Here is a 14390-nt window from a genome sequence, read left to right as displayed (position 1 = left end):
TTGTATGAATTAGGTCCAGTTTCCCACAATTTCGAGAGGACCAGTTGCGTAAGGAGGCTCACACGGCTTGCTCTGGATAACCATTGACCGAGAGAAACCGATTCCGTTAATCAGACAAATTTATTCTGAATTGCGCACAAGGATTTTGAGCGGAGAGCTTACAGCCGGCTTCAAGCTTCCATCTACCCGAAAAGTAGCAAGCGAACTGCACCTCTCTCGCAATGTGGTACTAGAGGCGTACGAGCAGCTACTGGCGGAGGGCTACATCGAGAGCAGACGTGGCTCCGGGTATTTCATTGCCTCGGGCATTTATTTGGAACAGCACGCCCGGATGACAGAAGCTGGGGCTGGGTTGCCGAAAGTGGATCAGCATTTCAACGAAGCCGAGAGCAAGCTAATCGATTTTCGTTCTGGTGTTCCTGCTCTGGAGCACTTTCCTCGCAACCTCTGGGGCAAAACTGTCCAGCGTGTCTGTCAGGAAGCACCGCTGTCAGTCTTTGGCTATAATCGTCCCGAGGGACGTACGGAGCTGCGCACGATTTTGTGTCGCTATTTGTATCGAACGCGCGGCGTGCAATGCGACCCCGAACAAATCATTATGACATCCGGGGCTACTCAGGCGCTCACCCTGATTGCCAATGTGCTTCTGCGTCCTGATAGTCACGTAGTCATCGAGGACCCGATCACGCACGATATCCAGAATATTTTCACCAGGACAGGCGCTCGTTTACTGCCTGTTCCGACAGATGGCTACGGGATGGATATGGAACAGCTACCGTCATTATCTGCCCATCGCCCCCGCTTCGTATTTGTCACGCCTTCCCATCAGTTCCCGCTCGGCGGCACCATGCCCATCCAGCGAAGACTTCAACTCATTCGTTATGCACGGGAAGCTGACTGCTACATTGTCGAGGATGATTACGACAGCGAGTTTCGTTACGAGACTGCTCCTATCAGCTCCATTCAGGGACTTGCCTCGGAGCGTGTTATCTACATCGGTTCCTTTAGCAAAATCCTTTCTCCCGGACTGCGCCAAGGATACCTCGTCCTTCCAAAAGCATTGGTAGCTTCCTATCAACAGGCAAAATGGCTATCCGATTTGCACGCCCCTTCGATTGATCAGCTTGCCCTCGGGGTTTTTATCGAGGAGGGGCATCTAGAGAAATACGTAAATCGCGTAAAAAAGCTGTACAAAAAACGCCGTCAATGCTTGATTGATGCTCTTAAACTGGCTTTTGGTGATAGTATTCGCATTTGGGGGGAGGCCGCTGGACTGCACATCGTAGCTGCTTTTCCCACAATTCACTTCACACCTGACGTCCTTGCTGCGCTGGAGCAAGCCGGAGTGCGTGTCTACCCGGTCGAGGAACACGCCATTGTCAAAGGCAATCATACAGATAAAATCATTCTCGGATACGGCAATACCAATGAGGCACAGATCGAAGAAGGGGTTGAGAGGATCAGGGCTGTTTTAACGAGAATGCTGGCATCTCTTGATTCTCCATGATTTCCGCCCTCTTTCCTTCTCAATTGCCCAAAAGAAGAGCCAAATCTCTCGAATCCATCTCAAGATTTGGCTCTCATTCTTCTACTTATCTGTTAGCGAAAGCGTCCGCAGCAGCCAGGAGGGCACCAACGACAGTGATCCGGGCATCTCCTTCTGTGGTCAAACTCCCAACTCCGGTAAGGTCTCTGCCATTCTCCTCCACGATCCCATCCTGGTGGCCGTTCCCGATCTCTTTGCCAAGGGTAATAAGAAGAATGTCCTTCCCGCGAAGAATACGAGGATTGCCATTGAGAGCTTTGAAAATTCACGCAACCGCCTTCTTTCCTCTTATTTTTGCTGACTATATGTGTATATGCACGGTGACGTTCATCCGCATAGACTTCTGACCGTTATCCAAATAAAAGGGTATCTACCTACCTCCTCTATCATCGTCATCTACCTATTTTCTTATAGGACAAACACAAAAAAGCCGGTATTCCTACGAACAGGAATGACCGGCTTTTGACTACCCTACTATGCTCTTATGATTTCGTCCACAGCTCTTTGCGAGAAGTGGTTACAGATGTCGCACCTGCAAGAATAGCGCGATCGACATCTTCCATTGTACGAATAAATCCTCCAGCGATAACCGGAATCTTGGTTCGTACAGTGATTTCTTCGATCAGATGGGGAATGATTCCTGGCAAAACCTCGACGTAATCCGGCTTGGTTCTCTCCAGCTGGGTAAGGCTGCTATCTAATGCCATCGTATCAATGAGAAAAAGTCGTTGGATCGAAATGAGTCCTTTTTTCTTGGCGGCAAGGACGGCACTGTTCCGTGTGGTGATGATTCCTTCGGGCTGTGCTTCTTGCGCAAGAAACTCCATCGCATATTCATCAGACTTCAAGCCGTCTATGAGATCAGCATGGATCAGCAGTTTTTTCCCAAACGCTCTGGCCCGTTTCCCCAGTGGCTTTACTTGCGCTACATGAGCATTCAGCAAAATAATGCGCTCGTAGCTGCTTTCCATGAGTTCATCAAATTCTTTTAATGTCCGGGCTGCAGGAAGTATGACTTGATTGATCTGGTTTGCCAATCACGAATCACCCCTATTGAAATGTTTTCGCAAGATGATATTCCTCTTCAAACGCTTTTATTTCATGTTCTTTCCTTTCATCCGACCATTGCAGCTCATGAGCGAGCTCTTCTCCCACCATTCGATACACAGGCTCCAGTGTATCCCTCTCGAAGAATAGTCTGCCACTGCGACGAATGAGAAAATCGCTCATGGTCATGACCATTTCTTCTTCAACAGCGTAGCGCAGTTCTGCTTTCAACAGTGCTTCGATTGGAGACACATTTTGAGCATTTTGTGTCAAAATCTCCTGGCACATGGTTACGATTTGCTCACTGTTGCTTCCATATTTCCCAACCAGAACGCGGATTTGTTCCTCGGTGATTCCCCATTGGCGAAGTCGTTCTGCCTGTGCTTTCACAAATACAGGAATCTTGGCTGCGGATTCAAATTTTCCACCTGCGAGGACGATTTTGTCTGTCTGACAAGCTTTAAATGCTCTGCCTTCTTCTTCGGTCAACTGCTTGACCACCACATCGACAATGCGCTCGGCCATCTTGCGGAAGCCCGTCAATTTTCCACCTGCGATCGTAATCAGCCCGCTCTTGGAATAAAAAATCTCGTCCTTGCGTGACAATTCGGATGGGGACTTGCCATCTTCGTGGATCAGCGGTCTGAGTCCTGCCCAGCTCGAGCTGACATCCTGTTCCGTCAGCTTCACAGAAGGGAACATCTCGTTCGCGGCATTCAACACATACTCCATGTCTTCTCTCGTCACCGTTGGCCGCTCCAGCACACCTTTGTAATTCGTGTCAGTGGTACCGATATACGTACTGTTATTGCGCGGAATGGCAAACAGCATGCGCCCATCGGATACATCGAAATAAACGGCCTGCTTCAATGGAAGTCTGTTATATGGCACGACCAGATGGACACCTTTTGTCAGGTGGAGGCGCTTGCCGTACAGGGAGTGGTCTTTTTCTCGAAGCTGATCCACCCAAGGTCCTGCTGCGTTGACGATTTTTTTGGCATGAAGATTGTACTCCGTACCCGTAAGCAAATCCTTCACGCGAATCCCGATGACTTTGCCGTTTTCATAAATAAAGCCAATGGCTTCCGTATAGTTCACGCAAAGCGCTCCGTGCGCGCTTGCTGTTTTCATGACCTCAACGGTAAGTCTAGCATCATCTGTCCGATATTCGAAATAGAGCCCGCCGCCCTTGAGAATATCGCGGCGCAAAAGCGGTTCTGCCTCTACGGTTTTCTGTTTGTTCAGCATGATGCGTCGTTCTTTTCTTTCGACTCCAGCCAGCACATCGTACACATACAAACCAACAGAGGTTGCCAGCTTGCCATAGGTACCATTTTTCACGATGGGCAAAATCATTTTTTCCGGGATGACGATATGTGGCGCATTGCGATACAAAATAGCTCGCTCCCGGCCTACTTCCCGCACCAGCTGCACATCGCCCTGCTTCAAATAGCGCAATCCTCCATGAACGAGCTTGGTAGAGCGACTGCTGGTGCCCGCAGCGAAGTCCTGTTTTTCCACGAGTCCAACGCTCAGACCTCTCGCGGCTGCGTCGAGGGCAATACCTGCTCCCGTCACCCCACCGCCAATTACCAAAAGATCGAGTTGTTTGTTTGCCATTTTATCCAGACAAGCCTGGCGTTGACTTGATGATAGTGCATGTTGATCGTTCATCGTTCTTCTCATCCTTTCTAAAAGAAAAAGACAGCCAATATCCAAAAGAAGCAATGCAATGTCATTGCTCTTCTGATACTGGCTGTCTCCGTAGTCTCCACAGCATGATTAACTTATCTCTAACTTTAGACCTCTTTTACGCAAAAATCAATGCCTAATCTTGTAACCCATCGTTGCCGTAACTGCTTGCTTCCAACCTGCGTACAGCTCCTGGCGCACTTCGTCTGCCATATCTGGTGAGAAGGAGCGCTCCACCACTTTATTATTCACAATATCTTCCTTGCTGCCCCAATACCCGACGGCAAGCCCTGCCAGGTAAGCTGCTCCCAATGCGGTCGTTTCATTCACACGCGGACGCTCTACCTCTGTATTCAGGATGTCGGACTGGAACTGCATCAAAAAGTTATTCGCCACGGCTCCACCGTCTACCGCCAGCTTTTGCAGCCGGATGCCGGAATCAGCCTCCATCGCTTCAAGTACATCCCGTGTCTGATAAGCCAAAGACTCCAAAGCTGCCCGAATTAAATGGTCTTCCGTCGTTCCACGGGTCAAGCCAAAGATCGCTCCTCTTGCTTCCATGTCCCAATACGGTGCTCCCAGTCCAACAAAGGCTGGAACCATATAAACACCATCTGTGGTGTCAACAGCGAGTGCGTGTTTTTCTGAATCCGAGGATTTTTCGATCAGCTTGAGTCCGTCACGCAGCCATTGAATCGCCGCACCAGCCACAAAAATACTGCCTTCCAGGGCGTACTCTACCTTGCCATCCACGCCCCAAGCAATGGTTGTCAACAGCCCATTTTTGGATGCAACTGCCTTTTCTCCGGTATTCATCAGCATGAAGCAACCTGTTCCGTATGTGTTTTTGGCCTGCCCTTCCGCAAAGCACGCCTGCCCAAACAAAGCCGCCTGCTGGTCTCCGGCAATCCCGGCAATCGGAATCTGGAATTCGAAGAGCTTCTCGTCTGTGTAGCCGTACATTTCGCTGGAAGGACGGACAGCTGGCAGCATGCTTTTCGGAATTTGCAGCATGTTCAACAGCTCGTCGTCCCACTCCAGGGAATGAATATTAAACATCAACGTGCGCGAAGCATTGGAATAGTCGGTCACATGCACAAGACCATTGGTCAGCTTCCAAATCAGCCACGTATCAATGGTTCCAAACAAGAGGTCGCCTTTCTCGGCTCGCTCCCGTGCTCCCTCCACATGATCGAGCAGCCATTTTACCTTTGTGCCAGAAAAGTAAGCGTCAATCAACAAGCCTGTCTTTTCACGAACGGTTTGCTCATGGCCTTGCTCTTTCAACTGGTTGCAAATATCGATGGACTGTCTGCTTTGCCATACAATCGCATGGTGGATCGGCTTTCCTGTGTGCTTATCCCATACCACGGTTGTTTCCCGCTGATTGGTAATCCCGATTCCTGCGATTTCTTCCGGTTTCACATGATTCTCCAGTAAAACCGCTTTCAAAACCTCCAGCTGTGATTCCCAGATTTCCTCGGCATTGTGCTCCACCCAACCCGGCTTCGGATAGATTTGTGTGAATTCCTTCTGGGCAACCCCGATAATGGCACCTGATTTATCGAATAAAATAGCGCGAGAGCTCGTGGTTCCTTGATCGAGGGAAAGCATATATTTATTTTCCATGATAACTGTTCCTCCTTCACTCATTTAGAATCGTCTTCATTCTTACCTTTATGTCTAGGAACGCGCACTTTCGGATGCGATTCGCTCCTTGCTGCTGATTGATTTTTTGGTTGTCATGCCGACCACGATGGCAATCACCATGAAAGCCGCTAATGCTATTACACCTGTCAGCGAATGGTCTGTAAACGTCCATTTGTAAAAAAATGCTCCACTTACAGCTCCAATGATAGGTCCAACAACAGGAATCCATGCGTAGCGCCAGTTGGACTTTCCTTTGCCGTGGATGGGCAAGAGAGCATGGGCGAGGCGAGGGCCAAGGTCACGGGCTGGATTGATTGCATAGCCGGTAGTACCACCAAGAGACAAACCGATTGCGACAATCAGGAAGCCAACGATAAACGGATTGAGTCCTTCTGCAAATTTATTCGCTCCGATCGCCAGTAGACCGAGCACTAAGAAAAACGTACCTAAAATTTCGCTGATGAGATTGGCTACTGTATGAGGAATCGCGGGACCTGTTGCAAATACCCCCAATTTGGCTCCTGCATCATTCGTCTCACGCCAATGCGGGTAATAAAAGATCCAGACAAACGTCGCGCCCATAAATGCCCCAATCAGTTGAGCCGCTATATAGCCCGGCACATGCTCCCACGGAAATTGACCGATGCTGGCCAGTGCAATGGTAAGTGCCGGATTCAAATGCGCTCCGCTAATACTTCCTACCGCATACGCTCCGCACGCAACTGCCAACCCCCAGCCAAACGTAATCACAATCCAACCACCGTTTTGGGAATACGCCTTTTTCAAGTTCTGTCCGGCGCAAACACCTGCCCCCAAAATGATCAAGATCATTGTCCCGATCAATTCCCCTACATAAATAGACATGCCCCATCCTCCCCCTTTTTGGGAAAATTGTAAAACAACTCCCGTAAAGCGCTTACAATTCGCCAACTTCTTTGTGGTTTGACTGGCAAGAAAATAAAAAAGCTAATACTCGCAACTCAAGAGCAAATGCCCTCATTTTGCAAATATTAGCTGATCTCCCAATCTCCACAGCACTATTAACTTAAGACTTACTATATAGCCACGGCTCAAAATTTGTCAAGAATCCCTTTCCTTCACTTTTGCCAGTTCTCGCATCAAGCCCGGCAAAAAGAATAACGGGTAAATCAGCAGGTACAGGTTCGGAATCCACCAGGACCAATCAAAATCTGCCTTGAATGCCCAAAAAGCGATTGCCTGCAAACCCGAGCAGGACGTCAAAACAAGTGACAGCATGGCGAGTGGCTTCCAGATGTGCCGTCCTCTGCGATAGGCGTACAGACTGGCAAAGCCCGTGATGGAAATGAAGATATCCAATGGAAAAAAGGACAGGTTCCATGCGAGCAAATGGGGATCGTAGTAATCCTGATACAGATATTCCACGGGGAGAAGCTCCAAAAATGTAATGAGCCAGTATGCGACAAAAGCAACATCGGTGACCCAAAAGAACACGAGCATTGTCCTCACATTTTTCTCACTCATTTCGCCTCAGCTACCCCTGTATCTTTGGAAGGTTGCGCATGAGAAGTGTCTCCCAGATTCAACAGCACACAACCCACGATGATCAGTCCGACAGCAATTACTTTTTTGACAGTGAAGGCATCCTTAAAGATCACCACACCAATGACCGCGATGATTGCTGTGCCAAGACCCGACCAGATGGCATAGGCAGTCCCGACCTCCATTTCCTTGAGCGCCAGGCTCAGCGACGAGAAGCACAAAATATAAAAGATAAACATCATTACACTGGGGACAGGCTTGCTCAGGCCGTCAGACAGCTTCATCGATGTTGTTCCAGCCACCTCTAGTAAAATGGCCATTAATAGATAGACCCAACTCATTATGTTCCTCCTACTTACTTGTTTGAAGACGAAGAATCTACGATGCCACCTAATAAAATATCGATGACGGCATCCAGCGCTTCGCCAATCGTCACATGATGCTGGTTCGCTAACTGTTGATCAATTAGCTGGTTGAGCGTTCCGGTATACATCTGGATCAAAATCGGGAGCTGGATACGACGAAACACACCTTCCTCTACCCCTTGCTCCAGAATGATTCGAACATGCTCCCACTCCTGTTGATTGAACGCGTCGATCAGCTTCCATTGCTCGGGATAGTAGCGCTTCAGCTCATACCACACGCGCAGGTCCGTTCGTGAGAAGTTGTTCGGCACCAGTGCCAGAAGCTGCCGCATCTTCTCTACCAAATCGAGGTCAGGATCGTGCAAAATCTGATCTTCCGCTTTACGCAAATCCTCGATGTTTTCTTCAATGACCTTGGTAATCAAGGCTTCTTTCGATGGAAAGCTCGCATACAACGTCTTGGTGCTAACGCCTGCTCGCCGAGCTAAATCGGACATCGTAAATCGGACACCCTTGGTCTCAATCTCATGATAGGCGCATTGTAGGATACGCTCCTGCATGCTCTTGCCCCCTTTCGAAAACAAGGAAAATATTTTGTTTTTCATATTTTCCAAAAGGTACTCTTAGCATAACGGCGTACGCTTGGCTTGTCAACAATCACCAAACCACGCTTGGCTCAGTGCCTCCATACCAGGATCGATTTTTTCCAAAGGAATGCCCGCGAAGCCGAGGAAAAACTCTTTTGGCAAGGGATTGGGTGGCACCAGCCATGTAAACGATGAGGAGGAGGCTCTCACACCTGCCTGAATCGCCAGTTTTTTCAACTCCTCCTCGCTTCGCTCGCTGTTTACCCGCAGTAAGACGTGAAAGCCTGCATCCGCTCCAATGACTGTCGCTCTTTCGCCAAAATGCTTGTGCACAGCCAGCAGCAGCGCATCATGCTTTTTGCGGTACAGCTTGCGCATTTTACGGACATGCTTTTCGAAATATCCTTTTTCCATAAAGGCTTCCATCGTCCGCTGATGCAGTCGGGATGAGGATGGTTCCAGCAATGTCTCGCGCAGCAGGTTGTAGTACGTATCCAGCAGAGATTCTGGCAAGACCATGTACCAAATGCCTAGTGCAGGCGCCAATACCTGCGCAAAGCTCCCCATATAAATCACATTCGCATGTGGGAGCAAGCCTTGCATAGACGGAATCGGTCTGCCATGGTAACGAAACTCTCCGTCATAATCGTCTTCGATGATGTACCCTCCCACGCTTTTGGCCCAATCGAGTAATTGCAGTCGCTTGGATATAGGCATGATCATCCCACGTGGGTATTGATGAGCCGAAGAAACGGCAGCCAACCGAACCTCTGAGTTATATAGCTCCCTGACATTAATTCCTTCCTCTGTCAGTGAGATCGGCACCACATCGTAGCCGTGCTGGCGAAACGTATTGGCAAACAGCAAATACCCCGGATTTTCTACGCCGATGCGTTGGAACTGCGGCTTTACCATCAAACAGATCAAGGACAGCAAGCCAAATTGGTCCGCCCCAATCACCACTTGATTCGGTGAACAAGCAACGCCCCTGTACCTGCGCAAGTAGTCAGCGATTTGGCTCCTGAGTCCAGCCTCCCCTTGCGGATCCCCATAAAAAAGATTCTCCTGCTGCTCTATGTGAAGTGTCTCATTGTACAAACGCCGCCAAATCATGGTTGGAAATAACGAAAAATCATTGCGGGAGAGATGAAAGTCATAGACGTATTCCCGCTCGTCACGCAGCATGGGCCGCTGGATGGCGTGTATGCTCGGATCAGCACCTGGCTTCACCTCTGGATCAGGCAATTTCTCCACATAGTACCCACTGCGCGGTTTGCTCTGGATAAAACCTTCTGCCAGCAACTGCTGGTATGCCATTTCCACGGGTGTCGTGCTCAACCCCAGCAGGTCAGCCAGCTTTCGAACGGATGGCAGCTTGCTACTCACCGCCAAGCGTCCTGCGACGATCTCCTTTTTCAAATAGGCATATAGCTGTACGTATTGCGGATCGTTGTCGTTTTCCTGCCAATTTGGGGTCAAGAGCATCTCGATTTCTCCCTCCATCTGTCCTTTTCATTTTTACAAAACTGCACATTTTCAAGTATACACCTGTTCGTTATCCTAAGAAAAAGAAGTTTTGAACGAACAGGAGGACAACGATTATGTCTATGACACCCCACGAGAATGCAAGTGCAGCGGTTCGCTTTTTGGAAGGAGAACGTGTCTTTTTGCGACCGATTGGCACGGAAGATACCGAATTATACTTCCGCTCCTTGTTCAGCAAGGAAACGCGTATGCTGACTGGTACACAAAAACATTTCACGCGCGAGCAAATCCACCAGTACATAGAAAACAAAGGCCAAGACTCCTCCAGTGTCCTGTTATTGATCTGCCTGTCTGAAAATGATCAGGTAATTGGCGACGTCCAGATTGGGGATATCGATCGGAATAATCGCAGCGCCTTTATCCGAATTTCTATTGATCAAAATGCCTATCAAGGCAAAGGCTACGGAAGCGAAGCCCTTCTGCTGATGCTCGATTATGGTTTTGGCATCCTCAATCTGCACCGCATCGAGCTAAACGTATTCGCCTTTAACGAACGTGCCATCCACACGTATGAAAAGCTCGGCTTCCAACGGGAAGGCGTACAGCGACAAGCGCTTTATTACAACCATGCCTATCACGACTCCATTCTCATGTCCATGCTGGCAGATGAGTATCGGGCGAAGTATTTGAAATAGCAAATGGAAAACGCACCGGAGGATCATTCACCCCAGGTGCGTTTTTACATGTTGGCTGGAACTCCACAGAATAGAATTCACTGTAGGTAAATAGGATCAAGAAGCAGTATAATTATGTAAATGGTAAGAAAATCCACTTGTTTCACAGTAATCCCTTCAAGAAAGAGAGATTGATATGAAAAGAAAACTCCTGATCACCCTAAGCTTGTTCATCGTACTGAGTGTATTGACGGGTTTCCAATCTGCATCAGCTAACACCTTGCTGCAGTCCTTGCAATCTACACTTGTCCCTGTTTCAAAAATGGAGCTTCCCGCAAAAACCATCATCGGGTTTGGAGAAGCTACACATGGCAACAAGCAATTCACTACGCTTAAGTTAGATATTTTTAAGCATTTGGTAGAAAAACAAGGTTATCGCGTATTTGCCATCGAAGGTGATTTTGGCGGTGGACAAAAGGTCAATGAATACATCTTAGGAGGCAGCGGAACTGCGAAGGATGCCGCAAAAGCCATTGGATTTACGATTTACCATACAGAAGAAATGGCCGCCCTTCTCTCTTGGATGCGCACCTTTAATGAGCAACGGGATCCCAAAGATCAAATTCATTTCTATGGCTTTGACATGCAACGCTATGACCATAACAAAAGCGGGGTATTCGCCTATTTGAAAAAAGTTGATCCGACACTCGCAACCAAGTATGAGAAGCTGCTTACGAATCTGAATGATCAGACGGTGTATGATCAAAAGATCGCTCTCGTACAGGAGGCGCTCACCCACATAAAAAGCTTGATGGAGCAAATGAAACAAAACCAATCCGCCTACATCGCCAAAAGCTCTGTGAAAGAATATGAGCTGGCTACTGCCTTCGTAGAATCCATCAAGCAAAACGCTACACTGCGCGGAACAAACACAAACTATGGCAACACCCGTGATCGCTATATGGCGGACAAAGTGATGTGGATTCTATCCTTTGAAAAGAAACATTACGGTCGCAATAACCTGTTCATCGCCGGACATAATGGACACATTGAAAAGACCTCCACTTCCGCAGGACTGACAACCTGCATGGGGGCACATCTCGCAAAAGCCTTGGGGGACCACTATTACGCAATCGGAAGTGAATTCTACGAAAGCACCTTCCTCGCAAAGGATGCCACTACCAATGAGCGCAAAGTGTTTACTGTAAAAAATAGTGGCAAAGATCGGCTAGCTGTTCTGTTTGCACAGACAGGCATGGCGGATGGATTCCTTGATTTTGGCAAGGCAAAGCAGCATCAGGATTTTTACACCTATCTGAATAAAGCGCAGTCTATCAGTGCAATTGGTGATGCTTTTAGTGGCTGGTATGGAAAAATGGAGAAGATGTATACGTTGCAGATGGTTCCAGCAAAAGCTTTTGATGCGATCATCTTCGTGCGAACGGCTACTCCTTCGGTTATGATAACGGATTAACGGGTGGATATTTTCCTGGTTAAAAATTACGGCAGCCAATGAAACTGGCTGCCGTTTTTTGAGGGTATGCGATTATTGCTCCAATACCTTTTCAAGCTCGCCGCACCAATTGCTCCAGCCATACTTGGCTCCACCCAGTGCTTGAGCATTTGAGATTCCGGTTTGTTCGAGATGAAGGTTAACCTTTCCGTCCCCTAAATCCTGCAACGTCCAGGTGACCGTGTGCTCCTCTCCTCCACTGCACCAAGTATAGGACAGCCGGTGTGGTTCTTCCACGATTAGCACTTCACCGCTAACAATTCCATCCCAATATTCGGTCGGCTGAGTCCGAAACTGAAAGTGGTGTCCGATGGCGGGCTTAAAATCATTTTCCATCGCCTGTCCGGTGTGGACGTTGACCATCCACTTGGTAAGCTTGTTTGCATCGGTTAAAGCGGACCATAGCTTCTCCATCGACGTTTTGTACTGAAAATCCAGGGATAATGTTAAACTCATTCTTCTTCCTCCTCTAAAAATTGGTTTAAGCGCAACATATTCGTACTCCAGAACTGCGTATAGAAAGCCAACCAATCTTGAATTTCTCTAAGTGGGGCGGCGTTTAGCCTAAATCGCGTTTCTCTGCCTACTTTTCGGTCAAGTACCAGTCCAGCCTCTTTCAGGATTGTCAAATGCTTGGATACCGCTGTACGCCCCATTTGAAACTGTGCCGTTAATTCATGAAGCGGCATCTCCTCTGCCTCTGCTAACAGGCGAATCAATCGCCGCCTGGTTGGATCTGCAATCGCATCAAACACATCCCGTAACGGGTTGTTCTCGCTCACAACACTCCCTCCAAAATCTGATTTTCTGTAGGATAGTGGGGACAACCGTTAATTTCTGCAACCTCCCTAAAGTTTGCGGCTCATCGGACGCAGCGCCCACGAGGCGATATTTAGCGCAGCGTATGAAAGCGGAAGAATCATGTAAAACCCGTACTCTCCATAATCGTTCGCTAGCGCATGAGATAAAGCCGCACCCGTCATTAAAAAGAAGATACCAGCATGAACCCATTCTTTAAGCCGAGGAAAACCTGGGATGACGAGAGCAATGGCTCCAAGCACTTTCCAAATCCCGAGAATGGTCAAGATGTACAGCGGGTAACCAAGATTCGTCACTAACTCGATGTTTCCTCCAAATTGCATCAGCTGTCCAATGCCACTTAACAAAAGAGCTACTGAGAGTAGTAATGTTACTGACCAATATGCAATCATTTTTCCTCGGGGCTTGGTTTCTGCTTTCGCGATTGTTTCTGCACCGTTAATTTGACCCATTTGTTTCCCCCTCATAATGGTTTCAAGTGAAACTTATTCATGTCCGAAACTTTCTAAATGACTAATTCCTAATTGGACACCAATTAGTGTCACTTTGATAATACAACACCTTTTGGTGTCCTGTCAACAACGGCCTTTACTTTAGCACGACTGGAAAAATCATTGTATTGTCCCTTGACTACATGCTAAAAAGCCTCGGCGCGTTCATGCCGAAGCTTGATGATTGTCAGTCGAATCTGAATAACTGCCTGTTAACGTACCCCTTGACTAAGTTCTACGATCCTATCCTTCACATTTCCATTGCTTAGTCCACCGTGGTAACAAACCACAGATGCAATGTCGAGGTCTATATACTTTTTCAACGAAAGTCTAGCTGCATTCATATCTGGTGTGGTCGGGGCATGAATGCCTTCGAGAAACCCGTTTACACTGTACATCGAGTCCCCGGCAATGAGGATCTTGCTTTGCTTTAGATACAGGCTAATATGACCGGGAGTGTGCCCAGGAGTATGGATGACGCGAATCCCACCGCAAAACGGCAGTTCCTGACCGTCACTCACGGTATGATCCACTCTGCCCTTCGGAGGATTCTCAACGTGTCCGTCTTTTAAAAGTGGGATCTCCCCCTGAATATACGGCTTATCCAGTTCGTGTGAATAAACGTGAACCTGATCCCCGCACTCCTGCAAAATCTCTGGGAGACTGCCGATGTGATCCACATCCTGATGCGTCAAAATCACAGCTTTTAGTTTGTCGAGCGGCACCCCTGTCTTTTCCATGGCCACGCGTAAATCTTCCATTTGTCCAGGGAATCCGGTGTCTATTAAAACAGCCATGTCTTGATCCCTCAACAGAATGGGATGAATGATATTCCCATGAAAATCCAGATCAAGCATTTCGACTCCCTTTGAAATTTCCATCAATCAGCCCTCCATAAAACCAAATTTTTACGTAAGGTTATATTATTATGTTGGTTTCATTGTTGTCAACATTGCATAAAAAAAGCCATTCCTTTAAGGAATGGCTTCTTCATTCATTC

At 48.0% G+C, this 14390-nt stretch carries 16 protein-coding genes; 4 read left to right on the top strand and 12 right to left on the bottom strand.

The annotated features are described in order from the left end of the window. Positions 1–67: 67 nt before the first annotated feature. Positions 68–1507 carry a MocR-like pyridoxine biosynthesis transcription factor PdxR gene (gene pdxR, locus ODZ53_RS26030; RefSeq protein ID WP_372681091.1) on the top strand — a complete coding sequence of 480 codons (1440 nt, stop codon included), beginning with the start codon at positions 68–70 and terminating at the stop codon, positions 1505–1507. After that, entirely contained in the window at positions 1494–1847 is a 354-nt protein-coding gene (locus tag ODZ53_RS26025) for a hypothetical protein (RefSeq protein ID WP_372681089.1), read from the top strand. Before pdxR (ODZ53_RS26030) ends, ODZ53_RS26025 begins: the two co-directional genes overlap by 14 nt. 181 nt (positions 1848–2028) lie before the next feature. On the opposite strand, the gene ODZ53_RS26020 is transcribed toward ODZ53_RS26025, so the two are convergent. From ODZ53_RS26020 to pdxR (ODZ53_RS25985), 8 genes are all read right to left on the bottom strand, one after another. Continuing rightward, positions 2029–2583, bottom strand: coding sequence for a glycerol-3-phosphate responsive antiterminator (locus ODZ53_RS26020; protein ID WP_199927359.1), 555 nt, complete (start codon positions 2581–2583; stop codon positions 2029–2031). Between the two features lie 13 nt (positions 2584–2596). Further along, positions 2597–4267 (bottom strand): glycerol-3-phosphate dehydrogenase/oxidase, encoded by a 1671-nt coding sequence (locus ODZ53_RS26015; protein ID WP_064201629.1) that lies wholly within the window; start codon positions 4265–4267, stop codon positions 2597–2599. 147 nt (positions 4268–4414) lie between these two features. Further along, a complete protein-coding gene (glpK, locus tag ODZ53_RS26010) occupies positions 4415–5914 on the bottom strand; it encodes a glycerol kinase GlpK (RefSeq protein WP_372681086.1) in 1500 nt (499 codons plus the stop codon). Positions 5915–5968: 54 nt separating this feature from the next. After that, a complete protein-coding gene (locus ODZ53_RS26005; protein WP_372681084.1) occupies positions 5969–6799 on the bottom strand; it encodes an MIP/aquaporin family protein in 831 nt (276 codons plus the stop codon). A gap of 216 nt (positions 6800–7015) precedes the next feature. Further along, positions 7016–7438: a YvaD family protein gene (locus ODZ53_RS26000; RefSeq protein ID WP_087351356.1), complete on the bottom strand. Its 423-nt coding sequence runs from the start codon at positions 7436–7438 to the stop codon at positions 7016–7018. Next, positions 7435–7797, bottom strand: a complete 363-nt coding sequence (locus ODZ53_RS25995; protein WP_015893270.1) for a DMT family transporter — start codon at positions 7795–7797, stop codon at positions 7435–7437. Before ODZ53_RS25995 ends, ODZ53_RS26000 begins: the two co-directional genes overlap by 4 nt. Before the next feature lie 14 nt (positions 7798–7811). After that, positions 7812–8381, bottom strand: a complete 570-nt coding sequence (locus tag ODZ53_RS25990) for a TetR/AcrR family transcriptional regulator (RefSeq protein ID WP_064201645.1) — start codon at positions 8379–8381, stop codon at positions 7812–7814. A 90-nt stretch (positions 8382–8471) separates the two neighbouring features. Beyond that, positions 8472–9893 (bottom strand): MocR-like pyridoxine biosynthesis transcription factor PdxR, encoded by a 1422-nt coding sequence (gene pdxR / locus ODZ53_RS25985; protein WP_372681081.1) that lies wholly within the window; start codon positions 9891–9893, stop codon positions 8472–8474. 116 nt (positions 9894–10009) lie between these two features. Between pdxR (ODZ53_RS25985) and ODZ53_RS25980 the strand changes: the two genes are divergently transcribed. Next, complete coding sequence (locus ODZ53_RS25980) at positions 10010–10588, top strand: GNAT family N-acetyltransferase (RefSeq protein WP_372681079.1); 579 nt, start codon at positions 10010–10012, stop codon at positions 10586–10588. A gap of 175 nt (positions 10589–10763) precedes the next feature. Continuing rightward, entirely contained in the window at positions 10764–12041 is a 1278-nt protein-coding gene (locus tag ODZ53_RS25975; RefSeq protein WP_372681077.1) for an erythromycin esterase family protein, read from the top strand. A gap of 72 nt (positions 12042–12113) precedes the next feature. On the opposite strand, the gene ODZ53_RS25970 is transcribed toward ODZ53_RS25975, so the two are convergent. From ODZ53_RS25970 to ODZ53_RS25955, 4 genes are all read right to left on the bottom strand, one after another. Further along, entirely contained in the window at positions 12114–12536 is a 423-nt protein-coding gene (locus ODZ53_RS25970) for an SRPBCC family protein (RefSeq protein ID WP_372681075.1), read from the bottom strand. Then, positions 12533–12862: an ArsR/SmtB family transcription factor gene (locus ODZ53_RS25965; protein WP_015893276.1), complete on the bottom strand. Its 330-nt coding sequence runs from the start codon at positions 12860–12862 to the stop codon at positions 12533–12535. The genes ODZ53_RS25970 and ODZ53_RS25965 overlap by 4 nt, the downstream gene beginning before the upstream one ends. Before the next feature lie 66 nt (positions 12863–12928). Further along, complete coding sequence (locus ODZ53_RS25960) at positions 12929–13351, bottom strand: DoxX family protein (protein ID WP_372681073.1); 423 nt, start codon at positions 13349–13351, stop codon at positions 12929–12931. A gap of 251 nt (positions 13352–13602) precedes the next feature. Then, positions 13603–14271 (bottom strand): MBL fold metallo-hydrolase, encoded by a 669-nt coding sequence (locus ODZ53_RS25955; protein ID WP_372681071.1) that lies wholly within the window; start codon positions 14269–14271, stop codon positions 13603–13605. Between the last annotated feature and the right edge of the window lie 119 nt (positions 14272–14390).

This window comes from Brevibacillus sp. BD137 (assembly GCF_041644655.1).
GTDB classification, from domain to species: Bacteria; Bacillota; Bacilli; order Brevibacillales; family Brevibacillaceae; genus Brevibacillus; species Brevibacillus brevis_D.
This window is presented reverse-complemented; position numbering and strand designations above follow the sequence as displayed.